This window comes from Arthrobacter cheniae, from assembly GCF_003602275.1.
Classification (GTDB): Bacteria; Actinomycetota; Actinomycetes; order Actinomycetales; family Micrococcaceae; genus Arthrobacter_D; species Arthrobacter_D cheniae.
Window position 1 is genome coordinate 106,614 of record NZ_QZVT01000004.1, and the last position, 25,385, is coordinate 131,998.

At 68.2% G+C, this 25,385-nt stretch carries 20 protein-coding genes, 1 tRNA gene and 1 other RNA gene; 13 read left to right on the forward strand and 9 right to left on the reverse strand.

Going from position 1 to position 25,385, the window contains the following annotated elements:
* Nucleotides 1-2 precede the first annotated feature (2 nt).
* Nucleotides 3-1,487, reverse strand: coding sequence for a helix-turn-helix domain-containing protein (locus D6T63_RS08340; RefSeq protein WP_120148560.1), 1,485 nt, complete (start codon nt 1,485-1,487; stop codon nt 3-5).
* A 125-nt stretch (nt 1,488-1,612) separates the two neighbouring features.
* Here D6T63_RS08340 and aceA point away from each other — a divergent pair, with 125 nt between their 5' ends.
* Both aceA and aceB read left to right on the forward strand, forming a co-directional pair.
* The gene (gene aceA, locus D6T63_RS08345) at nt 1,613-2,944 is read left to right on the forward strand and encodes an isocitrate lyase (RefSeq protein ID WP_120148561.1); all 1,332 of its coding nucleotides are present in this window, start codon (nt 1,613-1,615) and stop codon (nt 2,942-2,944) included.
* A gap of 26 nt (nt 2,945-2,970) precedes the next feature.
* Complete coding sequence (aceB, locus tag D6T63_RS08350; RefSeq protein WP_120148562.1) at nt 2,971-4,599, forward strand: malate synthase A; 1,629 nt, start codon at nt 2,971-2,973, stop codon at nt 4,597-4,599.
* 24 nt (nt 4,600-4,623) lie between these two features.
* On the opposite strand, the gene D6T63_RS08355 is transcribed toward aceB, so the two are convergent.
* The 3 genes from D6T63_RS08355 to D6T63_RS08365 all read right to left on the reverse strand — a co-directional run bounded on the left by D6T63_RS08355 (nt 4,624) and on the right by D6T63_RS08365 (nt 6,611).
* Entirely contained in the window at nt 4,624-5,304 is a 681-nt protein-coding gene (locus D6T63_RS08355; protein WP_182976933.1) for a LytR C-terminal domain-containing protein, read from the reverse strand.
* On the reverse strand, nt 5,297-5,596 hold the full coding sequence (locus D6T63_RS08360) for a type II toxin-antitoxin system VapB family antitoxin (RefSeq protein WP_120148564.1): 300 nt from the start codon (nt 5,594-5,596) through the stop codon (nt 5,297-5,299). Before D6T63_RS08360 ends, D6T63_RS08355 begins: the two co-directional genes overlap by 8 nt.
* An 88-nt stretch (nt 5,597-5,684) precedes the next feature.
* The gene (locus tag D6T63_RS08365) at nt 5,685-6,611 is read right to left on the reverse strand and encodes a ribokinase (protein WP_120148565.1); all 927 of its coding nucleotides are present in this window, start codon (nt 6,609-6,611) and stop codon (nt 5,685-5,687) included.
* A gap of 82 nt (nt 6,612-6,693) precedes the next feature.
* Between D6T63_RS08365 and D6T63_RS08370 the strand changes: the two genes are divergently transcribed.
* Nucleotides 6,694-7,638, forward strand: a complete 945-nt coding sequence (locus D6T63_RS08370) for a hypothetical protein (RefSeq protein WP_407923724.1) — start codon at nt 6,694-6,696, stop codon at nt 7,636-7,638.
* 24 nt (nt 7,639-7,662) lie between these two features.
* Here D6T63_RS08370 and D6T63_RS08375 read toward each other — a convergent pair whose 3' ends face one another.
* Entirely contained in the window at nt 7,663-8,166 is a 504-nt protein-coding gene (locus tag D6T63_RS08375; protein WP_120148566.1) for a glutathione peroxidase, read from the reverse strand.
* A gap of 183 nt (nt 8,167-8,349) precedes the next feature.
* Between D6T63_RS08375 and D6T63_RS08380 the strand changes: the two genes are divergently transcribed.
* Nucleotides 8,350-9,267, forward strand: coding sequence for an oxygenase MpaB family protein (locus D6T63_RS08380; RefSeq protein ID WP_120148567.1), 918 nt, complete (start codon nt 8,350-8,352; stop codon nt 9,265-9,267).
* A 51-nt stretch (nt 9,268-9,318) separates the two neighbouring features.
* On the opposite strand, the gene D6T63_RS08385 is transcribed toward D6T63_RS08380, so the two are convergent.
* Nucleotides 9,319-9,403: transfer RNA gene (locus D6T63_RS08385), tRNA-Ser, on the reverse strand.
* A 111-nt stretch (nt 9,404-9,514) separates the two neighbouring features.
* Between D6T63_RS08385 and ffs the strand changes: the two genes are divergently transcribed.
* The 4 genes from ffs to recR all read left to right on the forward strand — a co-directional run bounded on the left by ffs (nt 9,515) and on the right by recR (nt 15,380).
* An RNA gene (gene ffs / locus D6T63_RS08390) (signal recognition particle sRNA small type) lies at nt 9,515-9,610 on the forward strand.
* 30 nt (nt 9,611-9,640) lie between these two features.
* Complete coding sequence (gene gluQRS, locus D6T63_RS08395) at nt 9,641-10,594, forward strand: tRNA glutamyl-Q(34) synthetase GluQRS (RefSeq protein WP_120148568.1); 954 nt, start codon at nt 9,641-9,643, stop codon at nt 10,592-10,594.
* Complete coding sequence (locus tag D6T63_RS19770) at nt 10,591-14,580, forward strand: DNA polymerase III subunit gamma and tau (RefSeq protein ID WP_235830635.1); 3,990 nt, start codon at nt 10,591-10,593, stop codon at nt 14,578-14,580. The genes gluQRS and D6T63_RS19770 overlap by 4 nt, the downstream gene beginning before the upstream one ends.
* A gap of 203 nt (nt 14,581-14,783) precedes the next feature.
* Entirely contained in the window at nt 14,784-15,380 is a 597-nt protein-coding gene (gene recR / locus D6T63_RS08405) for a recombination mediator RecR (RefSeq protein WP_120148569.1), read from the forward strand.
* Nucleotides 15,381-15,431: 51 nt separating this feature from the next.
* Here recR and D6T63_RS08410 read toward each other — a convergent pair whose 3' ends face one another.
* On the reverse strand, nt 15,432-16,568 hold the full coding sequence (locus D6T63_RS08410; protein ID WP_120148570.1) for an ABC transporter permease: 1,137 nt from the start codon (nt 16,566-16,568) through the stop codon (nt 15,432-15,434).
* On the reverse strand, nt 16,565-17,497 hold the full coding sequence (locus D6T63_RS08415; protein ID WP_120148571.1) for an ABC transporter ATP-binding protein: 933 nt from the start codon (nt 17,495-17,497) through the stop codon (nt 16,565-16,567). Before D6T63_RS08415 ends, D6T63_RS08410 begins: the two co-directional genes overlap by 4 nt.
* Nucleotides 17,498-17,727: 230 nt before the next feature.
* Between D6T63_RS08415 and D6T63_RS08420 the strand changes: the two genes are divergently transcribed.
* Nucleotides 17,728-19,017 (forward strand): aspartate kinase, encoded by a 1,290-nt coding sequence (locus D6T63_RS08420; protein WP_120148572.1) that lies wholly within the window; start codon nt 17,728-17,730, stop codon nt 19,015-19,017.
* 149 nt (nt 19,018-19,166) lie between these two features.
* Here the strand turns inward: D6T63_RS08420 and D6T63_RS08425 are convergent, their stop codons facing one another.
* Complete coding sequence (locus D6T63_RS08425) at nt 19,167-22,340, reverse strand: S8 family peptidase (protein ID WP_120148922.1); 3,174 nt, start codon at nt 22,338-22,340, stop codon at nt 19,167-19,169.
* A 219-nt stretch (nt 22,341-22,559) separates the two neighbouring features.
* Here D6T63_RS08425 and D6T63_RS08430 point away from each other — a divergent pair, with 219 nt between their 5' ends.
* The 4 genes from D6T63_RS08430 to purQ all read left to right on the forward strand — a co-directional run bounded on the left by D6T63_RS08430 (nt 22,560) and on the right by purQ (nt 25,384).
* Nucleotides 22,560-23,444: a 3-methyladenine DNA glycosylase gene (locus D6T63_RS08430; protein ID WP_120148573.1), complete on the forward strand. Its 885-nt coding sequence runs from the start codon at nt 22,560-22,562 to the stop codon at nt 23,442-23,444.
* An 83-nt stretch (nt 23,445-23,527) separates the two neighbouring features.
* Nucleotides 23,528-24,130: an SSI family serine proteinase inhibitor gene (locus tag D6T63_RS08435; RefSeq protein WP_182976934.1), complete on the forward strand. Its 603-nt coding sequence runs from the start codon at nt 23,528-23,530 to the stop codon at nt 24,128-24,130.
* 208 nt (nt 24,131-24,338) lie between these two features.
* Nucleotides 24,339-24,599, forward strand: coding sequence for a phosphoribosylformylglycinamidine synthase subunit PurS (gene purS, locus D6T63_RS08440; RefSeq protein WP_120148575.1), 261 nt, complete (start codon nt 24,339-24,341; stop codon nt 24,597-24,599).
* Nucleotides 24,596-25,384: a phosphoribosylformylglycinamidine synthase subunit PurQ gene (purQ, locus tag D6T63_RS08445; protein ID WP_407923725.1), complete on the forward strand. Its 789-nt coding sequence runs from the start codon at nt 24,596-24,598 to the stop codon at nt 25,382-25,384. Before purS ends, purQ begins: the two co-directional genes overlap by 4 nt.
* The last annotated feature ends 1 nt before the right edge of the window (nt 25,385 follow it).

Consider the following 25,385-nt stretch of genomic DNA (forward strand, 5'->3'; position numbering starts at 1 on the left):
CGTCACCCTGAGTGCGCTGCCAGGAACGAGTACACCTCGGTCTCGTCGACGCCGGGGAATGCTCCCGGCGGCATGGCCGCGAGCAGGTGCGAGTGCGCCCGGGCACTCGGCCACGCGTGTCCCGCCCACTCCCGCGCCAGGTCCGGCGGCGGCTGCCGGCAGCATGACTCGTCGGGGCAGAAGGACTTCTCGCGGATGTCCGTGTCCCGTCCCCGGAACCACTTCACCTGCGCATAGGGCACACCGATGCTGAGCGAGAACTCGCCGCTCGCCGCACGCTCGGTCCGCGCCGTGCACCAGAAGGTGCCGCTCGGGGTGTCGGTGTACTGGTTGTAGGCCCGGAACTTGTCCTGCACGTCGAACACCACCCGGGAGGTCCACCGCCGGCATGACGGCTGGCCCTCGATCGCGCCGGTGTGGTCCTGCGGGAAGGTCACGCCGTCGTTCTCGTAGGCCTTGTAGATGATGCCGCTCTTGTGGGTCTTCTGGAAGTGCGTGCGGATGCCGAGGTGTTCGGTCGCCAGGTTGGTGAAGCGGTGCGCGGCGGTCTCGTAGGACACGGCGAAGGTATCCCGGATGTCCTCGACCGCGATTTCCTTCGCCGCCTTGGCCCGTTCGAGGTACTCCACCGTGGGCCGCTCCGGCAGCAGGAGCGCCGCGGCGAAGTAGTTCGTCGCCACCCGCTGCCGCAGGAACTCCCCGTAGTTCTCCGGTGTCCGGTGCTCCAGCACGTAGTGGCCGAGTGCCTGGAGCAGCACCGACCGCGGGTCGTGGTCGGTGCGCTGGGACTGCGTCAGGTAGATCCGGCGGTTCTTCAGGTCCGTGACGGACCTCGTGGAATGGGGCAGGTCATTGACGTGGTGCAGCGAGAAGCCCAGGTGCGCGGCGATGTCGGCGATGAGGTGCTGGGACACGGGACCTGTGGTGTACCCGACGGCGTCGAGCACGGTCTGCGCCTGCGCCTCGATCTCCGGGAAATAGTTGTTGCGCTCGCGCATGACGGCACGCAGCTCGACGTTGGCCCGGCGCGCCTCCTCGGGCGTCGCGACCTGCTCGTCGAGCCGCCGCTCCAGCTCACCCTGCAGGCCCACGAGGGATTCCAGCACCTCCATCGGCAGTCGGGAGGAGATGCGGACCTTCGGCAGGCCCAGGGCTTCGTAGAGGGGACCACGCTGGGCACGCTCCAGCTCGATCTCGAGTGCGGCACGGCGCGACGGCGGCTCCGAACCCAGCAGGTCGTCGATCGTCACGTCGAGGGCCACTGCGAGACGCTGCAGCATGCTCAGCTTCGGTTCACGCTTGCCGTTCTCGACCAGTGACAGCTGCGAGGCGACCGTCCCCACGGCGATCCCGAGATCGTCGAGCGTCATGCCCTTCGCCTTCCTCAGATGTCGCACACGCCGTCCCAGGCTGATCAGGTCCAGTAAGGCGCCCTGCCCTCGTGGCGGGGCTGCGGGTAGGGGGCGGGCCCACGCGGGAGTCGTCATTTCTTGACGGTACGCGAAGAAGTGCGTTTCTTCCCAGTGTTCTGCTCTAGGAAGTCCGGTAGAACTCACGAATTGTTGTTTCTACACCCGCTGGGGCAATCCGGCGATGGACCAAGGAGACAGCAATGACACAGCACTCAGGCAGCTCGAGTCCCACCGACGGACCGCAGGGGGCGGCAGCTGCCGCCGAGGCACTCGCCCTCGAGTGGTCGGCCGACCCGCGCTGGAACGGTGTCCGGCGCGACTACTCGGCCGCCGACGTCGTCCGGCTCCGCGGTAGCGTCCAGGAGGAGCACACCCTGGCCCGTCGCGGCGCCGAGAAGCTGTGGCACCAGCTGACCACCGAGGCCGGCTCCGGCGGTTATACGAATGCCCTCGGCGCGCTCACGGGAAACCAGGCCGTACAGCAGGTCAAGGCCGGGCTTCGTGCCATCTACCTCTCGGGTTGGCAGGTGGCCGCCGATGCCAACACCTCGGGCCACACCTACCCCGACCAGTCCCTGTACCCGGCGAACTCGGTACCCACCGTGGTCCGGCGTATCAACAACGCGCTGCTCCGAGCCGACCAGATCGAGTGGGCCGAGGGTACGTCGACGGTCGAGGACTGGCTCGTGCCGATCGTCGCAGACGCCGAAGCCGGCTTCGGCGGGCCGTTGAACGCGTACGAACTCATGAAATCGATGATCCAGGCGGGTGCGGCCGGGATCCACTGGGAGGACCAGCTCGCGTCCGAGAAGAAGTGCGGGCACCTCGGTGGCAAGGTCCTGATCCCCACCCAACAGCACGTGCGGACCCTGAACGCGGCTCGTCTCGCTGCCGACGTCGCGGGGGCGCCGTCCGTCATCGTCGCCCGCACCGATGCCGAGGCCGCGACGCTCATCACGTCCGACGTCGACGAACGGGACCAGCCCTTCGTCACCGGCGAGCGGACCCCGGAAGGTTTCTACCAGGTGCGCAACGGCCTCGAAGCGTGCATTGCCCGCGGCCGGGCGTACGCCCCCTACGCGGACCTGCTCTGGATGGAGACCGGCACACCGGACCTCGACCTGGCTCGCCGCTTCGCCGAGGGCATCAAGTCCGAGTTCCCCGACCAGATGCTCGCCTACAACTGCTCGCCGTCGTTCAACTGGCGCAAGCACCTCGACGACGCGACGATCGCGACCTTCCAGCGCGAACTCGGCGCCATGGGCTTCACCTTCCAGTTCATCACCCTCGCCGGCTTCCATGCGCTGAACTACTCCATGTTCGAACTCGCGAACGGTTACGCCCAGGACGGGATGAGCGCCTACGTCGAGCTCCAGGAGCGCGAGTTCGCCGCCGAGTCCCGCGGCTACACCGCCACAAAGCACCAGCGCGAGGTGGGCACCGGGTACTTCGACCAGATCGCCACCGCCCTGAATCCCACGGGCAGCACCCTCGCACTCGCCGGATCCACCGAGACCCAGCAATTCCACTAGAACTGCCAAACCTCCAGGAGCACGCCATGAATCACCATTACACCCTGAACGGCATCACCCTCACCGCTCCACCCGTGCAGCGCCAGGGCGAGATCCTCACGCGTGATGCCCTCGACTTCGTCAAGGCGCTGCACCTGGCCACGCACAAGCGACGCGAGGAGCTCCTCGACCACCGCTGCCGTCAGCGACAGGCTGTCGCCGCCGGCGTCGATCCCCGATTCCTTCCCGGGACCCGGCACATCCGGGAGGACGCATCCTGGCAGGTGGCATCTCCTGCGCCCGGTCTCGAGGACCGCCGCGTCGAGATCACCGGCCCCGTGGACCGCAAGATGACGATCAACGCCCTGAACTCCGGGGCGAAGGTGTGGCTCGCCGACATGGAGGACTCCTCGACGCCGTCGTGGTCCAACGTGATCGGCGGGCAGCTGAACCTCAAGGATGCACTCGCCGGGCGCATCGACTTCACGTCCCCGGAGGGCAAGGACTACCGCGTGCAGGGCGCCCCCGACGGACTGCCGACGATCGTCGTCCGGCCCCGGGGCTGGCACCTGCCGGAGAAGCACGTCCTCATCCAGGACGTCGCCGTCGCCGGCGGGCTCCTCGATTTCGCCCTCTACTTCTTCCACAATGCGCGCACGCTCGTCCAGCAGGGCCGTGGCCCCTACTTCTACCTGCCTAAGATAGAGAACCACCTGGAGGCGCGGCTGTGGAACGACATCTTCATCCAGGCCCAGCAACTCCTCGGGATGCCACAGGGCACCATCCGCGCCACGGTGCTGATCGAAACCATCACGGCCGCCTTCGAGATGGAGGAGATCCTGTACGAGCTACGGGACCACTCATCGGGGCTGAATGCGGGCCGATGGGATTACATCTTCTCGGTGATCAAGAACTTCCGCACACGAGGGCCGCGCTTCGTGCTGCCGGACCGCAACGCGGTGACCATGACAGCTCCCTTCATGCGGGCCTACACCGAGCAACTCGTCCGTGCGTGCCACCGGCGCGGTGCACACGCTATCGGTGGCATGGCGGCCTTCATCCCCAACCGGCGGGACGGCGAAGCCAATGCCCTCGCCCTGGACAGGGTGCGCGCGGACAAGTCCCGCGAGGCCGACGACGGCTTCGACGGCTCGTGGGTCGCGCATCCCGACCTCGTACCGGTGGCGATGGAGGTCTTCGACGCGAAGCTCGGCGACCGGCCGAACCAGATCGATCGCCTGCGCGACGACGTCGTACCCGATGACCGGGCCCTGCTCGACATCGCCTCGACCCCGGGCACCATCACCGAGCGCGGCGTGCGGGACAACCTCGAGATCGGGGTCCGTTACATTGAGTCCTGGCTGCGCGGCCACGGTGCCGCAGCGATCAACAACCTGATGGAGGACGCCGCCACGGCGGAGATCTCGCGATCGCAGATCTGGCAGTGGATCTATTCGACCGCCATCACGGACGACGGCGACATCATCACCCGGGAATGGGTCACCTGCCTGCTCGACGAGGAGTTCGATGCGCTCCCCCGTTTCGACGGCGACCGCTTCGACGAAGCCCGTGAGGTCTTCGAGGAGGTGGCACTCGGCGAGAGGTTCCCGGCCTTCCTGACGGTCACCGCCTACCTGAAGTACCTGCGGGACGGCAGGACCCTGGCCGCTGCCTGAGACGCCGCGTGCGTCGGGCGCCCCCTACGGGGCGGTCGGCGCAGGAGTCGGTGTCGGCTGGCCCTCACCCGCGCACCGCAGCGCCGCCGGAGTGATGTCGATCCCCTCGGGCGGGATGATTCCTGCGTAGGACGTCCCGACGACGACGTCCACCGTCCGGTCCTCGCGCTCGTCGGCCACATAGAGGGAATCGGGGATGGTCCGCTGCAGCGTGAAGGCGTTGGCGCGCCCGCCCTCGCCGGAGATGATGATGGCGGTCATGCCCGTCGGGCCCACCTGCTTGTTGCCGATATCCCGGACGGCGAAGGCCCGTCCGCGGAGCTGGTCCGCCGCCGTCGTGGCGAGCCCGTCGATGGTGGTGCTGTTGAAGACGTTGACCGTGATGGCACTCGGGTCCTGGTAGTCGAAGGGCCCGGCCGGGCAGGTCGAGGTGGGCTCCGGCGAGGGCTCGGACGCACCGATGCTGATGTCCCCGCGGGCGATGCCGAGCGCAACGTACACGGCCGCCGCCACGAGGCCGATCAGCAGGACGAGCACCACTCCGTGGCGGATCCTCCGCATGGATGAGCGACGGCGGCGCGCGGCGTCGTCCTCCTCGAAGACGGCGCCGAGGTCCGTCTCGGTGACGATCCGATGTCCGTGCCACTCGGTCGGATCGCGCTTCGCCTGCGCCCGTTGCCGGCGCGGCGAGTCCTGCTCAGTCATTGAGCACGAGGACTCTCGCATGCAGGATGGTTCGCTGGTGCAGCGCGGTCCGGACGGCCCTGTGCAGTCCGTCCTCGAGGTACATCGTCTCGTTCCACTGCACCACATGCGGGAACAGGTCGCCGAAGAATGTCGAGTCCTCGGCGAGCAGGGCCTCGAGGTCGAGCGTCGTCTTGGTGGTCACGAGTTCGTCGAGCCGCACTTGCCGCGGCGCCACCTCTGCCCAGTCCTTGGGGGTCACGTGTCCGTGGTCGGGGTACGGTCGGCCGTCACTCACTGCTTTGAAGATCACTGGTACAGCCTAGGTAATCGCGGGGGCCAAATGGAACGTGGGCACCCTGCAGGGGCCATCTCGTGGCCTAATGGTTACGCCCGGAGCCTCAGGAGGCATGGGTGGACAGAGCGGGCAGCTCGTCGCCGGACGCGGGGTAGGAGGGCTGCGCACCGGCGTGCTGGACGGCGTAGGAACCGACCCGGACGGCGAACCGGACGGCAGCGTCGAGGCTTTCTCCTTCGCAGAGCCGTGCAGCGAGCGCACCGACGAAGGCATCGCCCGCGCCGGTCGTGTCCACCGTGGGGACGCGTGGCGCGGGTACGGCGAGGACGCGACCGCCCTCGGTCACGAGGGCCCCGGCTCCACCGAGCGTCATCACCACGGATGCGAAGCCGCAGGCCAGGAGGGCCTCCACGACGGCGACGTGGTCCGCATCAGGATCACCCCCGAACTGCGCGAGGACGAGCGCCCCCTCGTGCTCGTTGACCACCAGCGGATCCGCCCGGAGAAGCACCTGGCGGTCGAGGGCGATGACGGGCGCCAGGTTGATGATCACCCGCCCGGCCGAAGTCCGGACAGCAACCCCGATCGAGGCGGCAGGGAGTTCACCCTGGACGACGACGACGGCCGCGCCCCTGATGACGTCCGCCGACGCGGACACGAGTTCGGACGTGACCTCCGCGTTCGCGCCGGGAACCACCACGATGGTGTTCTCGCCGTCGTCGGATACCTCCACGACGGCGACGCCGGTACCGCCGTCCGTGCGGCTCACGCCCTGGAGGTCCACGCCGGCGGTGGTCAGTGCCGAGAGCGCGGTGTCGGCATACGCATCCGAGCCCACGGCACCGATCATGGTGACATCGGCTCCGAGCAACGCCGCGGCCACGGCCTGGTTGGCACCCTTGCCACCGGGCAGCACCGCCATCGATCGGCCCAGGACGGTCTCACCCGGGTGCGGGTGCCGTTCGAGGGTGATGACGAGGTCCACGTTGATGGACCCGACGACGACGATGCCCGATGGTGCGCTCTCCATGCGTGAAAGTCTTCCACGCCGCCGGAAACGGCCGAACGTCACCGAATGGAAGGTGGACGCGCTGCTGGAACATAATGGGAACATGCCTACGGACGCCCCTATCGACATGCTCCCCGACGCCCCTGCACCGTCTTCTCCCGCCCCGGGACACGGTGTCCAGGGGTTGCTGCTCGACGTCGACGGACCCGTCGCGAGTCCGCTGACGCGCACGGTCCCCGAGGGCATCATCACCGATCTGCTCACCCTTGCGTCCATGGGATGGCCCGTCGTGTTCAACACCGGCCGATCCGACGCGTTCATCAGGGAGCAGGTGATGGCGCCGATGATCGCTGCAGGGATACCCGCCGGCATCACCTTCCATGCCGTGTGCGAGAAGGGCGCCACGTGGTTCTCGTTCACGGCCGACGGCGCGGGCCAGGTCTTCGTCGACACCGGACTCGCCCTGCCCGTCAGTTTCGCGGACGACGTGCGGGACCTCGTGGAGGAGAAGTACTCCGAGGTCATGTTCTTCGACGAGACGAAGCTCGCGATGGTCTCGGTGGAGCAGTCGCTCGCCGTCGCGAGCACCGACTACCTCGTGAGCCAGCGGGCGTTCGACGACGACGTGCTCGACATCATGCACAGCCATGACATGGGGGCCTGCCGGCTCGGCAGGGAGGTACCGGACAGCGACGGGCACATCGAGTACCGCGTCGACCCGACGATCATCTCCACCGACATCGAGTCGGTCCGGGTCGGCAAGGATGTGGGCGCCGACCGCGCCCTCACGCTCATCGCGCCCCTCGTGGACATTCCGCACAGGTGGTGGACCGTCGGCGATTCCCGCACGGACTATGCCATGGCCGACTACCTGCACGAGCAGGGGTTCGACGTCGCGCACGTCGATGTCCGCCCTGCCGACGGGGTTCCGGCGAAACCCTACGAGATCATCACCGAGGGTGCACTCATCCACGAGGATGCCGGGGCCGCTTTCCTCACACGATGCGTGGCTTCACTCCGCCAGGACGTCTCCAGCCCGGGAAGGTGAGCTGCCGCCCACCAGTCGGTGGGATCAGGCGGCGGGCCTGGCAAGGACGTCCTCGATCGCGGTGATGACCTCGGGCGCGTCCGGCTCCACGGTCGGTGCGAACCGGGCGACGATCTCGCCGTCGCGGTCCACGAGGAACTTCTCGAAGTTCCATTTCACGAGGCCCGGCAGCACGCCGTTCCTGAAGGTGGTCAGCTTCTCGTAGAGCGGATGCTGGTCCCTGCCGCGGACATCGCCCTTGGCCAGGAGCGGGAAGGTCACGCCGAAGGTGGTCGAGCAGAACTCGGCGATCTCACCGTCGTTCCCCGGTTCCTGTCCCAGGAACTGGTTGCAGGGCATGCCGAGCACCACGAGGCCCTCGGCGGAATACCTGCGGTAGAGCTCCTCGAGGCCCGCGTACTGAGGCGTGAAGCCGCAGTTCGAGGCTACATTGACCACGAGGACAGGATGCCCGCGGAAGTCGCCGAAGGACTTCGGGCTGCCGTCGTTCATGGTCAGGTCGATCCCGTACACATCGGACGAGGACATGGCTGCTCCCTGGTAGGTGGTGGTGCTCCTGCTTCGTTCCACTGTGCCATGCGGATGGGGAACCCACGGCAGGAGCAAATCGAAGCGGCAGGACGTTGGAAGGGACGACGGCCCGGAGGCCGCATGCACGCCGGCCGAGGTACTGCAGCCGGCGGTAGGGTCACCGACAGGATGGATCGCCGTATGGGAATCATCGCCGCGTGGAAGACGCAGCTCCGCACCACCTTCACCGACGGTGATCCCACCATTCCCCAATGGCAGTTCGAGTTCGAGAACGGCGACGACCTCGGGTATTTCCCCGTCGGCTCCGCCGTGTGGACGGTTCACAGCTCCATGACCCCGACCGTCGCGGGCATCCGTGCCCTGCTGCTCCAGGCGCTGCACCCGGGCGCCATGGCCGGCGTGCATGCGCATTCGAGCTTCCGGGAGGAGCCACTCGGGCGCCTCGCCAACACCATCCGCTGGATCTTCACCGTCACCTACGGCTCGAGGGTCGCCGCGCAGGAGGGCTCGGCCTTCGTGCAGCGGCTCCACACCAGGGTCCGCGGCACCTACGTCGACAGCCGCGGCACCGAGAAGCCCTACTCCGCAGCGGATCCGGACCTGATCCGCTGGGTGCATCTGGCCTTCACCGACGCCTTCGTGGCCGCGCACGCCGCGTACGGCGGAGCCATTCCCGGCGGAGTGGACGAGTACGTGGCGGAGTGGGCCGCCGCCGGTGAGCTCATGGGGCTCGAGGACCCACCGCGGTCGGAGGCCGAGCTCCGGTCGCAACTTGCAGCGTTCGACGACGAACTGGCCAACAGCGACCAGGTGCAGGAGGCGCTGACCTACATCCGCCGCCCGCCGCTTCCCCGATCGCAGCGACTCGGCTACCGGGTCCTCTTCGCCGGGGCGGTCGCAACGCTCGAGCCGAGGCACCGCGAGATGCTCGGGCTCCGCGTTCCATCCCTCGGGCCGATCCCCCTGCCCATCCGCAGCGCCGTCAGGCTCGTCCTCGGGGTGATCCGGCTGGGCCTCGGCCCTGAGGGGCCTGCGGAGACTGCAGCGAAGAACCGGATCCGCCGGGTCAGCGGTACCGCCGGGCCCCGGACAGCTTAAACAGCAGGACCCCGGCTGGTGGGCCGGGGTCCTGCTGTTCAAAGCTACAAGCGGAGGATGGGGGATTTGAACCCCCGAGGGCGTGAACCCAACACGCGTTCCAGGCGTGCGCCATAGGCCGCTAGGCGAATCCTCCTCATTTGGAGCAGATACCAGAATACCCATACAAGGGCATCCTGCCGAATCGTTGGTGGTCCGGGGCGCTCCGACGATTCGAAAGCGGCGCATTCGACTGTGTAGACTATTTCCCGGCCCCTCATGTGGTGTCATCCTGTGAACTCCCCCAGGACCGGAAGGTAGCAAGGGTAAGCGGGCTCTGGCAGGTGCATGGGGGGTCTTCACTTTTAAGCGAGCACAGCAGCAGGGGGGCACGGTGGCAGAGACGGGCGCCGGTCGGTTCGCACCCAGCCCCTCCGGCCGGTTGCACGTCGGCAACCTCCGCACCGCCGTCCTGGCGTGGCTGTTCGCACGGTCGACGGGCCGACGGTTCCTGATCCGCGTCGAGGACCTGGACCGTGCCCGCGCGGGTGCCGAGGCCGAGCAGCTGACCGAATTATCGGCCCTGGGAATCCGCTCCGATTCCCCCGTCCTCCGTCAGAGCGAGCAGACCGACCGGTACACGGCGGCACTGGACCTCCTGATCGCGCGGGGCCTCACCTATGAATGCTTCTGCACGCGCCGCGACGTCGCCGAGGCCGCGAGCGCACCGCATGCGCGCCCTGGTTCCTATCCCGGAACGTGCCGTGATCTCGGCGACGGAGAGCGGGCCCGACGGCGGGACGGACGCAGGCCGGCGCTCCGGCTGCGATCCGAGGTCGCCGCGTGGGTCGTCGAGGACGTGCTGGCCGGGCGTGTCTCCGCTCCGGTCGACGACATCGTGCTGCGGAGGAATGACGGCGTGATCGCCTACAACCTCGCCGTCGTCGTCGATGACGCCGCCCAGGGAATCGACCAGGTGGTGCGCGGTGACGATCTGCTCACCGCTGCTCCACAGCAGTCCCATCTCGCATCGCTGCTCGGCCTGGCGGCCCCCAGCTACGCCCATGTCCCGCTGGCGGTCACGGCAGGGGGCCGCCGCTTGGCAAAACGGGATGGCGCTGTGACACTGGAGGACCTCGCCGGCCAGGGCTGCACGGCGCCCGCGGTCCTGGGCATCATCCTCTCGTCCCTCGGCCTTCCGTGCGGATCGCTCGACGCGGCCCTCGCAGCCTTCGACCCCGGCCGGCTGCCGCGCCACCCCTGGGTCGTGGATCCGGCGACCCTGTCCTCCACCGCCGTCGACCCGGCATGTAAACCGTCAGCACCAACCGATAAGGTTCATCCGTGAGTACAGCCCTCTACCGCCGCTACCGTCCCGAGACCTTCGCGGACGTCATCGGTCAGGAGCACGTCACCGGACCCCTGATGGCGGCCATCGACAAGGACCGCATCAACCACGCCTACCTGTTCTCCGGTCCGCGCGGCTGCGGCAAGACCACCTCGGCCCGTATCCTCGCCCGTTGCCTCAATTGCGCCCAGGGCCCCACCTCCACGCCGTGCGGAACCTGTGACAGCTGTGTCGAGCTCGCACGCAACGGCTCCGGCAGCCTGGACGTCATCGAGATCGACGCCGCCAGCCACGGTGGCGTCGATGACGCCCGTGACCTCCGCGAGCGCGCGACGTTCGCCCCGGTCCGTGACCGCTTCAAGATCTTCATCATCGACGAGGCCCACATGGTCACGTCGGCCGGCTTCAACGCGCTGCTGAAGATCGTGGAGGAGCCGCCGGAGCATATCCTCTTCATCTTCGCGACGACCGAGCCGGACAAGGTGATCGGCACCATCCGCTCGCGAACACACCACTATCCCTTCCGGCTTGTCCCGCCGGAGCCCCTCATGGGCTACCTGGAACTGCTGTGTCGGCAGGAGAACGTGCCGGTGGCCCCCGGCGTCCTCTCCCTCGTCATCCGGGCTGGAGGCGGCTCCGTCCGCGACTCGCTCTCGGTGCTCGACCAGCTCATGGCCGGCGCGGGCGAGGCGGGGCTCGACTATGAGCTGGCGGTATCACTGCTCGGCTACACGCACGCAACCCTGCTCGACGACGTCGTCGACTCCATCGCTGCCGGAGATGCGGGAACGGTGTTCGATGCCGTGGACCGCGTCATCCAGACCGGTCATGATCCACGGCGCTTCGTCGAGGATCTGCTGGAGCGGTTCCGCGACCTGATCGTCATCAATGCCGTGCCGGAGGGCGCTGCGTCCATCCTTCGCGGAGTCCCGGACGATCAGCTGAACCGCATGCGCACCCAGGCGACACAGCTCGGTGCCGGGGAGCTGTCCCGTGACGCAGACGTCACCAACACAGCGCTGACCGAGATGACAGGCGCCACCTCGCCGCGCCTGCACCTTGAACTGCTCTGCGCGCGGCTGTTGCTCCCGGCGGCGGATGCCACGGCGCGCGGCACGCTCGCCCGGGTGGACCGCATCGAGCGTCGCCTGGAGTACGCCGGTGGTGCTCCCACCCCCCAGGTCGATGCGGAAGCCGACGCAGCTCCGAAACCGCCGGCACGAGCACGGCTCGACGTCCCCCGCACCGCCGAGGAGGCAGCGGCCCGCTGGTCGCTTCCTGCCGCCGACCCGGCAGCCCCTGCCGTTCCTGCAGCAATCCCGGGTGCGCAGTCCCCGGCGCTCCCTGCTGCCGGCCGTGCCGATCGACCCGGCGCGGCCCCTGCCACGGCTGATTCATCACCGGATTGGGGCGCCGCGTGGGGTGTGTCGGCAGGTTCTGCCTTCGAGAACGCGAAACCGCAGGAGACACCGGACAAGCCTGCGGCAGCCACCGGGTCAGTACCCGCTCCCGGTCGGACACCCGCTTCGTCGGGCCCCGCGGAATCGTCGGAACGGTCGGGCCCAGCTGGATCGTCGGGGCCGGCAACACCAGGCCCAGTGACGTCGGGCCCGGTGACATCGGGCCCGGCAACCCCGCGCCAGGATGTTCCGACCGCTCAGCCGCAGGATGCGCGTGCGACCGCCGGAGCGCACGACGATGGGCACGGAGCCGGTTCAGGGTCTGTCCCGGACCGAAGCGCGGACGCTCCCACTGCCCCGGAACCAGTCGCCTCGACGGGCGGGCGGGCCGAGGCTCCCCAGGATCAGCAGGCTGCGGCGGCTGACGGCCGGGCCGAAGCGCCGGGCCGACCTGAAACAGCACCGCAGCGGGCGGCTTCGCCCCCGTCACGGGAGACGTACGAACGGCCCCTTGGAGCACCCGAGCAGGGCTCGGTGCAGAACGGTCAGGGCCAGGAGTCCCGAACGCCCGAGCCGGGCCACCAGGGACAGCCGGCTTCGTCGGGCGGCGGAAACGTCGAGATGGTCCGCCGCGCCTGGCCCGAGATCATGGACGAGGTAGCGAAGATCAAGCGAGCCACCTGGCTCATCGTGAACGTCTCAGCGAAACCGCGGTCGTTCGAGGGCAACCAACTGGTCCTGGCATTCGCCAACCAGGGCACCGCCATCGGCTTCCAGCGTGGTCCACACATGGACAACGTGAAGCAGGCCATCCACAAGGTCCTTGGGCTCACCTGTTCCATCGAGGCAGTACACGACGCCGGCGGGGCGGGTGAGTCGGGCCCAAAAGTACCGTCTAGCGGCCCGGGAAGAAACCCGGGCCCGGCTTCCTCCGCGCCCGCGCACGACTTCGGCGCACCCGTCACTCCCCGAATTGCTGCCGGCCAGGATGCACAGCCTTCCGCCGGAAGCGGCGGGGGGCAACAGCGTCCCGGTCATGCCGCGCCTGCCGGCGGTTCCGCCACCTCTGGCAGCACGATCCCCACGTCCGAGACCGACGGCGGACCGGTCGAAGCGGACAGCGCTCAGCCCGTACCTGCACCCGAACCCAGCAGCGACCCCACCGGGTCACACCTACCACCGACACACGTTCCCGGCGAGGTCCTCGTCGGCCAGGATGGCACGCGGCCCGCAGCCGGAGCCAGTACCGCCGATTCGGCAGGTACGCCGACAGCGGCGGCACGCATCGGCGACACCCCCGCGTTCGCTGCTCCGAGGCACGCGCCCGTCACCGACCGAACCGACCGCAGTGCTCGCACCGACCGCACCGACCGCACTGACGCCGCTGCGAGCACTGCCGCCACCGAAGGCATGCCCGTCGCCGATAGCGCCGTTCAGGCGTCCACGCTCTCCGCCGCAGACAGCAGCACGGTTGGCTCCGGTGATACGCACCGTGAATCTGCATCGCTGCCTGGATCGTTAGCTGCTGACGCCGTTCAGGCGTCTACACTCTCCGCCGCAGACAAAAGCACCGTGGGCTCCGGTGATACGCACGGTCAATCTGCAGCGCAGCCTGCATCGGTAGCTGCGCGGAGGTCCGCCCCGCGCACATCCGGCAACGCCACTGCGCAAGGGCCACGAGGTCCCGGCCGGCAAGGTGCTCCCGTCGATCCCGGGACTGAAGCTGTCAGCGCGTGGGATCCAACCATGTCCGATGAATCCTGGGCCCTCGTCGAGCCTCCCGAAGAGGCTTTCGACCCCGGTCCGGGCTGGGGGTCGGTGCCCAAGGATCCGAATGAGCGTCGGCCGGCCCAGCCGCCGCGCACACAGGCACGACAGCTGTCCGGACAGGCGGCGCCGAATGCCCGGGCCGCGTCACCATCACCATCACCATCACCGTCACGCACCGATCAGGCAACCCGGTCCGGCTCACACCCGGCTGCTGCCCCCGGAAGGAGCGCAGCCGGCGGCCCCGCGCAGGAAGTACCGGCCTCGCGGCGTAACCCCGCCGCCGAGCCTGCTTCCGGCCCAGCAGGCCCAGGCGTCCGGCAAGCACCCGAGTCGCCTTCTCGCAGTGTGGTGTGGAGTCCCCCGGCTGCCGCGCCTCCAGCGAAGGGCGACGGCCAGGCCGGGGCGAACCTCGGACAAGCAGCACCGGCCCAGGGCAAGCAGGCGGCGACAGACGGCGAGGGGCACGATCCGTCGGCTGCATCCTCGTCCCAGCGCCCCTCCCCGGTGACAGGCGGGCCGGTCGGCGCTGTCGGCTCGGCTTCTCCGAGCGTGGCCGCCGCGCCGGTGCGCCCGGTCTCCGCCGAGAACGTGCTGCAGAAGCCGGTCAGCCGCTATCAGCAGCTGCTCGATGAAGCCGAGCGGAAGCGCGCAGAGGAAGCTGCCGCAGCCCTCGGCGCCGTCGACCTCCGGTTCGTCGAGGACGAACCGAGCGCCGACGACGAGACGATCGAGGAATCGGGACTCGTGGGACGCACCGCGATCGAGCGCATCCTCAACGGGCGCCTCGTCGAGGAACGTGGCGTCGACGGTCAGTAGCCGGGCTGGAGGACGGACGTTCCCGAACCTCGCTGAGAGCACAACCGCCGTGCCTCATCGTGCGCGGAACGAGATCAGGTATGGCTGACAATAGAAGAGGTACCCGGTCCCGCTGATCAGGCGGGACGGGACACTCCCATGATCCCCGGCCCGGCCGGACGTGTCACAGGAGCATCACCGGATGATTGCAGGGAAGGAACACCGTGTACGAAGGCGCAGTGCAGGAGCTGATCGATGAGCTCGGACGCCTGCCCGGCGTGGGGCCGAAGTCGGCCCAGCGCCTCGCGTTCCACATCCTGGAAGCCGACAGCGACGACATGAAGCGACTCGTCACGGCGATCACCACCGTGAAGGAACGCGTGAAGTTCTGCACTGTCTGCGGAAATGTGGCGGAGCAGGAGAAGTGCGCGATCTGCCGTGACCCGCGCCGTGATCCGACCATGATCTGCGTGGTCGAGGAATCCAAGGACGTGATCGCCGTCGAACGCACCCGCTCCTTCCGCGGTAGGTACCACGTGCTCGGGGGCGCCATCAATCCCATCGCCGGCGTCGGTCCGGACCAGCTGCGCATCCGCGAGCTGCTCGCCCGGCTCTCGGACGAGCAGATCCAGGAGATCATCATCGCCACCGACCCGAACCTCGAGGGCGAGGCGACCGCCACCTACCTCGTGCGCATGCTCAGGACCATCGGCATCCCCGTGACCAGGCTCGCCTCCGGTCTGCCCGTGGGCGGTGACCTAGAGTACGCCGATGAGGTGACCCTCGGCCGAGCCTTCGAGGGCCGCCGCGTCATGTCCTGACCGGAGGCTCCGGCCAACCGGGCGCGGAGCGGCAGGCCGGACCGTGCCGTCCTAGGCGATGCGCGTGCCCTGCGCGAGACGCTTGGCCGGCATCGTCAGCTTGCGCCGCCCGAGGAGGAGAAGCGCTCCCGCGAGGAGGACCTGGATCCCCAGGCCGAGCGGCCAGATCGGAGTTCCCTGCGGAAGAGGCTGCATGAGCTGTGCGGACTCCTCGCAGGTCTGGTTGTCGTCCGGTCCCGCCTGGGAAGCGCGTACACCCTGGCTGATCGTCTCCATGACACCGGGGGTGTAGTACGGCCCGTTCGTCAAAGCGCCGGGGGGCACCTCGGGGTCGGGGTAGTCCTCCAGGTTGTAGGGCACGGCGTCGGCCACCACCACGAACGGGTTGGCGGAGAGGATCCAGGTGATGTATTCCGTGCGGGGAACCATGGACAGGTTGGTCTGGGTGACGCACTCCAGCTCCGCATTCGCGTCCGGGACGCCCATGTCGTCGACGCTGCTGTCCGGGTACGTGTAGTACGACGTCGTCATGGTCCGCTCCTCCATCACCAGTTGCGTGCTCAGGCCGTAGACAATCAGGGTGCCGATCGCCAGCAGGGCCACCAGCATGTAGGTGCTGACGATCGAGAACAGGGGTCGGTAGGCGACGGCCGAGACGCCGACACCGATGGCGCAGACGACGGCGAGCTCGACGGCGAGCATCAGGAGCGAGACCAAAGCCTCCCGCGCGTCGACTCCGCCGAGCGCCAGTGCCCAGAAGATGAAGGGGCTGCTGAGGAGGAGGAATGCGAGGGAGCCGACCCACGAGGCGAGCCACTTGCCGGCAAGAAGCTGTCCGGGTGTCAGGAGGGTGACCTGCAGGATGGCCAGCGTCCCGCCCGCACGGTCTCCGTTGACGGCGTTGGCGGAAAGCCCGGGAGCGACGAGCAGGCCGAAGAACAGCACGAATCCGACCACCAGGTCGAAGAGGATCCCGCCCTGGTTGTCAGTCGTCCCGATGACGCCGGTGGCGAGCACGAAGATGAAGCCGATCACCACGAACCAGATGCCGAGCATCCAGTACCAGGCCTTGCCGCGCAGCCGTTGCTTCATCTCGAGCAGGAAGACGGTACGGACGGCGGTATGGAAGGGCAGGCGGGCGGTGGTCCGCACGGGGTTGGGGGTCGAGGGTTCAGCCACGGTGCTCATCGTCTGTCCGTATCCAGGCTCATGTAGGTTTCCTCCAGCGCGCCGCCGGCGGGTGCGAAGGCGGTGACGACGACGTCGCCCATCACCAGGGTGCGGAGCAGCCACGAGGCTTCCGCGGTGCTGCCGAGCTGGACGAGGAACTCCTCGCGCCGGGAATCACCTCGCACCTCGAAGCGCACGCCGTACCTTCCCAGCGCTTCGGCGAGCGCCGCCATCGGTTGCGCCTGGACGTAGTAGCGGCGCGTCTGGTTGCCTGCCTCATCGAGCGTCTGGCTCTTGACCGACTCCCCGCGGCTGACGAATACGGCACGGTCGGCGATCTCGTCGAGCTCGGACAGGACGTGGCTCGATACGACGACGGTCTTCCCTTCGGCGGCAAGGGTCCGCAGGAGGGACCTGAGCTCCACGCGGGATCCGGGATCGAGGCCGGACGCCGGTTCGTCCAGCAGCAGCACCTCGGGATCGTGGATGAGCGCGCGGGCCAAGCTGAGCCGCTGCTGCTGTCCGCGGGAGAGCACGCGGGCGGGCTGCTGTCCGAACTCCGTGAGATTGACGGCGACGAGCAGTTCGTCCGCTCGCAGGGCGCACTCCGCGGCCTTCATCCCGTACAGGGCGCCGACGGTCTTCAGCACCTCGAGTACCGTCAGCGAGTCCCAGACGCCGAGCGTGTCCGGCATCCAGCCCACCCGGGTCCGGACCTCCGCGGGCTGCGTGACGGGATCGAACCCGGCGACGCGGACAGTGCCGGAATCGGGAGCAAGGAGGCTCGCGAGCATCAGCAACAGTGTGGTCTTGCCGGAGCCGTTGGGACCGATCAGTGCGGTCACTTCCCCGGGCGGAGCCTCGAAATCGATGTCGCGGACAGCCTGTACGGAACCGAAGCTCCGGGCAACTCCCTCGACAACGATTCCCCCATGTTCGTTGGTCATGTTCTGAGAGTAGGCGACGACTCCCTGTCAGCACCGGAGGGAGGGAGACAATCGGGGTACCGATCCGTTCTTATTCGGACCCAGACTTTGGGTGGGCAATTCAGCCGCCGCTACACTGGCACGGGCATCGGAGTCCGGTCCCCTTTCCGAGGCGCCGGTGCTGCCGCCCCTTACGAAACAGTCAGCGCGGCAGGTCCCACCGCCGTCGTCCTTCATCAGTGAGCGAGTGCATGAGCCTCATAGTCCAGAAATTCGGCGGATCCTCCGTCGCCGACGCCGAGGGCATCAAGCGCGTGGCGCAGCGCGTCGTCGACACGCAGTCCGCCGGTCACCAGGTGGTCGTCGTCGTCTCGGCCATGGGTGACAGCACGGACGAACTGCTGGACCTCGCCACGCAGGTGAATCCTGCGGCGTCGAACGCCCGCGAGATGGACATGCTCCTCAGCGCCGGTGAGCGTATCTCGATGGCCCTCCTGGCCATGGCGATCCACGGGGTCGGTGCCTCGGCGCAATCCTTCACGGGCAGCCAGGCCGGCATGATCACGGACGCCATCCACGGCAAGGCGCGCATCATCGACGTCTCGCCGCATCGCATCCGGACGGCCATCGAGAAGGGCGACGTCGCGATCGTCGCCGGGTTCCAGGGCATGAGCCGCGATAGCAATGACATCACGACCCTCGGCCGCGGCGGCTCGGACACCACCGCCGTCGCCCTCGCGGCAGCGCTCAATGCCGACGTGTGCGAGATCTACACCGACGTGGACGGCGTCTACACCGCTGATCCACGTGTGGTCCCGTCCGCTCAGAAGATCGACACGATCTCCAGCGAGGAGATGCTCGAGATGGCTGCGTCCGGAGCGAAGATCCTGCATCTGCGCTGCGTCGAGTACGCGCGGCGATTCGGCGTCCCCCTCCACGTCCGCTCCTCCTTCAGCCACAACGAGGGCACCTGGGTGTTGCCCAGCCCCGACGACCAGATCAAGATTCAAGAGGGAGAACCCTTGGAACAGCCCATCATCTCCGGCGTAGCGCATGACCGATCCGAAGCGAAGGTGACTGTCGTCGGCGTTCCGGACATCCCCGGCAAGGCCGCGGAGATCTTCGGGATCGTCGCGGGCGCCAACACGAACATCGACATGATCGTGCAGAACGTCTCCACGCACGGGTCCGGCCGCACAGACATCTCCTTCACTCTGCCGATCGTCGACGGCGCCGACGCCCTCGCCGCGCTCGGCGAGGCCCAGGACCGGGTGGGCTTCGAGGCCGTCGAATACAACGAGAAGATCGGTAAGCTCTCGCTGATCGGTGCAGGCATGCGGTCCAACCCCGGGGTCTCCTACCGCTTCTTCCGTGCACTCTCCGATGCCGGAGTGAACATCGACATGATTTCCACCTCGGAGATCCGCATCTCCGTGGTTACGGGCGCGGACCTGCTCGACGACGCGGTCCGCGCCGTGCACGCGGCCTTCGAGCTCGACGGCGACACCACGGCCACCGTCTACGCCGGGACGGGTCGCTAGCCCTTCCGCAGCCCCGCACGGCACGGGTAGGCGCCCTGGGTGGGGGAAACCCCCTGCCCGGGCCGACACCGGACACGACGAAGGCCGGCGGATCGGGGATCCACCGGCCTTCGTCGTCAGTCGGTCAGGTTGTACTGATCAGGACGTGCTCACTTGTTCCCGGTCGGCGTGATCGCCTCGCGAGGACCCGTGACGAGCTTGTCCGCGGGGGTGATCGCGGCCGGGTCAGCCGAAGGCTCCACCGTGGCGACTCCCGCGCCGTCGACGACGACCCTCACGTAGGTGATGGTCGGTGATCCTGCGTAGGTCACGCGACCGACGTAGGTGCCGGCGGTGAGCCCGGTCCAGTTGAGGGTCACCGCGCCCGTGCTGCCATTGGCGAGCGCGAACGGGTTCGGTGTGAGCGTCGCATTGCCGGCCGCGCCGTTCAGCAGGACGGCCTCGATGGTGCCGGAGGTCGGCGCGTTGTCGGTGCTGCTGAAGAGGTTCGCGACGATCCGGTACGTACCCGGTGCAGGGTTCTCGAGGATCAGCGTCTCGCTGGCGTCAGCGGTCGCCACCGTCACGGCTGGGCCGGACGGAGGAATGACGAACATGTCGAAATCGGACGTCGGGTCGTCAGCGAGGATCGAGAACCTGGCGGTCTTCGTTCCCGCGGGGACCGTGACGTCCTGTACTGCGTTCGACGCGTCGTTCCCATTGACGACGTCTCCGGGGACCAGCTCGACTGCGGTGGTCGCAGCCCTGGCCAGACCGTCGAGTGTCATCTGGATGGGCGTACTGGTGCCCGAGGTGACGTTGAAGGAACCGCTGCCGTTGGCGCCACCCGCGAGGTTGACCTCGGCGGGAGCCTTCAGCGTCTGCGGGCGGACGGCCACCGGCGAGGTGACCTTCTTGCCCTGACCGGACCAGGTGAGCGATCCGGCGGCGAACTGGCCGGCGGCGGCGCTCTGGTTCTCGAAGGAGACCTTGAACGTGCGGGTCTCGCCGGCTGCGCTGAAGTTGAGGATCGACGGCGTGATCGTGACCTTCACACCCGGCACGTTGGCGGTTGCGCGGTACAGGCCCGGCGTGGTCGCGGTGACCGTGCGGGTGACCTCGGTGCGGCCGATCAGGTTACCGAGCGCGAAGGACGGCACGTTGGTGTCCTTGGCCGCGACGGGGGTGATGCCGTCGATGCCGAGATCCACTCCGGTGCCGGCGATGAACCGCAGGTAGTCATCGGGGGACTGGTCGTAGACCAGGCCCGGGCTGAGCACCGATGCGGGGTTGATGTGGCCTGCGCCGACGGCGAGGACATCGGTCTCGACGCTGCCGTCCGCCTTCTTGAGCGGGTACGCGGTGGTCATCATCGCGGACTTCACGGCGGCAGGCGACCAGGTGGGGTTCTTGCCGAGCACGAGAGCACCGAGGCCGGCGACGTGCGGCGAGGCCATCGACGTTCCGGAGAGGAAGCCGAACTGTTCACCGGCGGACCCGACGGTGGAGACGCCCGCGAGGACGGCGACACCGGGGGCGGTGATGTCCGGCTTCAGCAGATCGGAATCCGTGGCGAGCAGGGGTCCGCGCGAGGAGAACCCGGCCACCTGGGGGGTGGGCGGAAGCGGCTTGCCCGTGGTGTCCGTGGGCAGCAGGGCGACGGTGAGGGCAGGGTTGGCTGCGACCTTGGTCTTGAGCTCGGGGCCCTCGGGAGCATTGACGTGCACCGTGGGTACTGCGTGCTGGTCGGTGTCCGTCGACGAGTCGACGAGATTCACGAGGATCATGCCCACGCCACCGGCACGCTTGACCTCGGTGCTCTTGGCGACGCGGTCGACGACGCCACGGTCACAAACGACGATCTTGCCGGCGACCTTGGCGGGATCCAGGGTGTTGGGTCCGCACAGAGCCGGCGCCGTCGGCGCTGCGGCAGCGGCTGCACCGACGGCCAGAACGACCGGGCTGGCCGGGACACCGGTGCGCATGATCGATGCACCGCGGTACTTGGTGCCATCGGAGAATTCGGCCGTGCCCTGCAGCTCGTAGCTGAACGTGCTCGCGGCGACCGTGCTCAGCCAGGGTGCGCCGTGGTTGACGGTGCTGGCCGTGGGGCCGGAGTTGCCGGCCGAGACCGCCACGAAGACACCCGCGGAGGCTGCCGAGAGGAAGGCCAGGGACACGGGGTCCGTCGTCGTCGTCGTGCTGCCCGAGATGGAGTAGTTCAGGACGTCCACGCCATCCAGGACGGCCTGGTTGATCGCGTCGACCGCAGCGGAGGAGTAGCAGCCTCCCGTTGCGGGATCCTTGTCCTCCCAGCAGATCTTGTAGACCGAGACCTTTGCGGCCGGAGCGACACCGGAGGAGACGCCGAAGTTCCGGCCGTCGACCGTCTGGGTCACGCCGGCGTTACCGGCCGCAGTGCTTGCGGTGTGCGTGCCGTGGTTGTCGATATCCACGGGCGAGATCACTTCCTGGGGAGCCTGATCCCCTTCGGGGACCGTCTCGATGAAGGCATCGGCGAAGTAGCGGGCCGAGAGGACCTTCGAGTTGCAGAGGCTGCCGTCGAAGCCTTCACCGACCTGGCATTCCCCGACGAAGGTCGTGCCGTCGGTCTTGAGCATCGCGATGTTGCCCTTGGCGTCCAGGTAGGGCTCGCCGACCTTGGCAGGAGCATTACCCGGCAGTGGCTTCACGGGGCTGCCCGAGAGGAAGGGATTGTCGGGCGCGTAGCCCGTATCGATCACACCGACGACGGTGCCTGCTCCGGCGTTCTTCTCGCCACCGAACTGGCTCTTCCACGTTCCCTTGTTGCCGCTGAGGCCGAGGAAATCGATGCTCGAGTAGTCAGGGGCGTTCTCGACGTCCGGCGCGACGAGAAGGACCTCGTCGCTCTTGGCGAGCTCGACGGCCTGATCGGTGCTCAGGTCCGCGGAGAAGCCGTTCAGCGCCGCCGTGTAGGTGCGCTTGATCTCCACGTTCCCCTCGGCGGCGATGTCCTGCTGCTTGGTTTCGAGGAATGCGGAGTACTGCTTGACGTTCTCGGCGTCGGCGTCGAGCTTCGCGCCCTTCTCCGGCTTGGTCGGTGCGATTCCCTCCACTCCGCCCTCGTAGGTGGCAAGCGGCTTGTCGGCGAGTACGACGATGTACTTGCCGTCCGGGTACTGCGCGGGGTCCAGCGCCTTGACCGGCGCTTTCTGGGGCGTGACCGCGGTGACAGGCGCGGGCGCGGCGAAAACAGCAGGTGCCACAGCCGTCGATGTCAGCAGTAGCGGCAGACCCAGAACGATAGCCGTGGCAGCGCGCAGGGTGCTGCGCTCCCGCCCGGCTTTTCTCCGTTGTGTCATAAGAAGGTAGTGCCTCTCGTGAAAGTGCGGGCCGGCCATGACCGTTCCCCCGATGCCGTGGTCTCCCGGATAGGATTCCCGACCTGTGATGACGCTCACAGACACCACGGCGAGCACAAACTTACCCGAGGCAACACAGGGTGACCAGCAACTCGCCGCTACGGCTTCCAGAACTTTCCCAGAGTATTTACCAATGGGAGGCGGGGTGATAATGGAATAATGCATGCCGCGCTCCTGACCCGCCTCCCCGAGGCGGAGTGGCAGGACCGCGAACGGCAGCACCAGGACCGGGTCGCGCGCTTCTCCGGGCCCTACCTGGACCGGCGGTCACGCGGCGCGAAGCACCCGGTCGAGGATTTCCTGTTCACCTACTACAACCAGAAGCCCGGGCAATTGCTCCGCTGGCATCCCGGGGCAGGCGTGGTCCTGACCGGCCCCGCGGCCGAGGCCCGCGCCGGCTGGAAGTACTATCTCGCCGAAGGCGACGGCGTCCGGGTGGACGTGTCCAGGTTCGCCGAGGAGCGACGGGAGGTCGTGGACTTCGCCCGGCTGATTCTCGGCAGGACGGCGTCGCGACCCGCCCAGTTCGGTTGCTTCGGCCTCCACGAATGGGCCATGGCGTACCGATCGTCCGTCAACGGCGTGCGCCACGAGTACCTCGAGCTGCGCCTCGGAGCGGCGGGGACCGACGGCGTCGTCGAGTCCGCCCGCCTGCGCTGCACGCACTTCGACGCCTTCCGGTTCTACACACCCGAAGCCGCTCCGCTGAATGAACTCGCGCCGACCCGCGAGACGCAGCGGGACCTCGAGCAGCCGGGCTGCCTCCACGCGAATATGGACCTGTACAAGTGGGCGTACAAGCTGACCCCCCTGTTGCCGAGCGAGATGATCATGGACTGCTTCGAGCTCTCCTGGCGCATCCGCACCATGGACATGAGGGCATCGCCCTACGACCTCGAGGCCTGGGGTTACCCGCCCATCGCCATCGAAACGGCGGCAGGCAAGGCGGAGTACGTCCGGCTGCAGCGCGGCTTCGCCGAGGAGTCCCAGGCGCTCCGGGTCCGGCTCCTCCATCAGGTGGAGAGTGCCCTCGGGCCGGTGTGACCCTCGAGCCGGGACGCAGCGCCGTCGTCCTTCGTTGTCCTACCACCAGCCGTTACGCTGGAAAACCAGCCGAGGGGGACACCGTGAGCAACACCGATCCGACATCGGGAGCGGGCACACCGAGCCGCACCGTCATCCGGCTGGCACTTCCCCTCGCCGCCCTGTCCCTCGCCCTCTCCGCCTGCACCCAGGGCGGGCCGGCGGCAGAACCCACAGAGCAGGAGACCACCGTGCAGTCCTCCACCCCCGAGCCGTCACCGGCGCCCTCCCCGACGGCGAACGGCCCATCGGCCTCACCGTCGCCAACACCTGTCCCGACTGCCGCTGCTCCTCCCGCCGCATCGGCCGGCAGCGCCCTGCTGACCATCTCCGTCAAGCAGGACGCCGCCGCAGAACCGGTCCAGTACATCCTCGAGTGCGTCGACGGCGCTCCCGGCCCCGCATCCACCCTCCCGAACGCGGAGGCCGCCTGCGCAACGCTCGCCCGGCTCGGAACGGGGTTCTTCACCGCGCGGCCGAACAAGGATGTCATCTGCACGCAGGAGTACGGAGGCCCCCAGACGGCCAGCATCACCGGTGACCTGAACGGCACGTCCGTCCTCGCCGCATTCGCCCTCACGGACGGCTGTGAGATCTCGCGGTGGGACAGGGTGCGGGACATCCTCGGCACGCCGGGCGGCCAGTAGGACCGGGCCGGGCCGTGGTCGCGGGCGGTCACTGCACCGCCGCCGGGCCGGCAGCCGGACAGGTGCCCGGGGAATTCCCGGTAGACTTGTGGCGCAAGCTCGCGGAGCGCCGGTGTCGATCAAGACGCGGCGTGAGACGGCACTTCCGGGCCCCTGCATCTAAGGCTGGAACCCCCAGCACTTGCCGCTCACGCACAGGAGTTGCCGGATGCCCCGGATCGTTGTCGACGTCATGCCCAAGCCCGAGATCCTCGACCCGCAGGGTAAGGCGATCGCAGGTGCACTCCCCCGGATCGGCCTCACCGGATTCGCCGGAGTCCGCCAGGGGAAGCGCTTCGAACTGACCGTGGACGGTGACGTCACCCCGGAGGTCCTGGAGCAGGCCCGCCATGCGGCCACCACGCTGCTGTCCAACCCGGTCATCGAGGACGTCACCCGCGTGGAGGTCATCGAGGAGGACGAGCAGTGACTGTCGAGACCCCGCTCATCGGCGGACCCCAGCCCGTCGCCTCGAACAACGAGGACAGCCCGCTCAACGGCGTGAAGATCGGCGTCGTGACCTTCCCCGGCTCGCTCGACGACCGCGATGCCGTCCGCGCAGTGCGCCTGGCCGGCGGCAGCGCCATCCACCTCTGGCACGGCGACCATGACCTGCACGACGTCGACGCCGTCATCATCCCCGGCGGATTCTCGTACGGCGATTACCTGCGCGCCGGCGCCATCTCCCGCTTCGCTCCCCTCATGGAGCAGATCACCGCAGCAGCATCCGGCGGTGCGGACGCCCTTCCCGTGCTCGGCATCTGCAACGGGTTCCAGGTCCTCACCGAGGCACACCTGCTGCCGGGCTCGATGATCAAGAACAACTCCCTGCACTTCATCTGCCGCGACCAGCGCCTGCGGGTCGAGAACGCCGGCACGTTCTGGACGTCGGAGTACGCCCAGGACGAGGAACTCGTCATCCCGCTCAAGAACCAGGACGGCCAGTTCGTCGCTGACAACCGCACGCTCGACGAACTCGAGGGTGAGGGCCGCGTGGTCTTCCGCTACGTCGACGGCAACCCGAACGGCTCGCGCCGGGACATCGCCGGCATCTCGAATATTGCGGGCAACGTCGTCGGGCTCATGCCGCACCCCGAGCACGCGGTGGAGGCGGGCTTCGGCCCCGATTCCTCTGCCCGCGGCGAGGTAGGAGTCCGCGGCGGTACGGACGGGCTCGGCATCTTCACGTCGGTACTCAAGAAACTGGTGGGCTAAG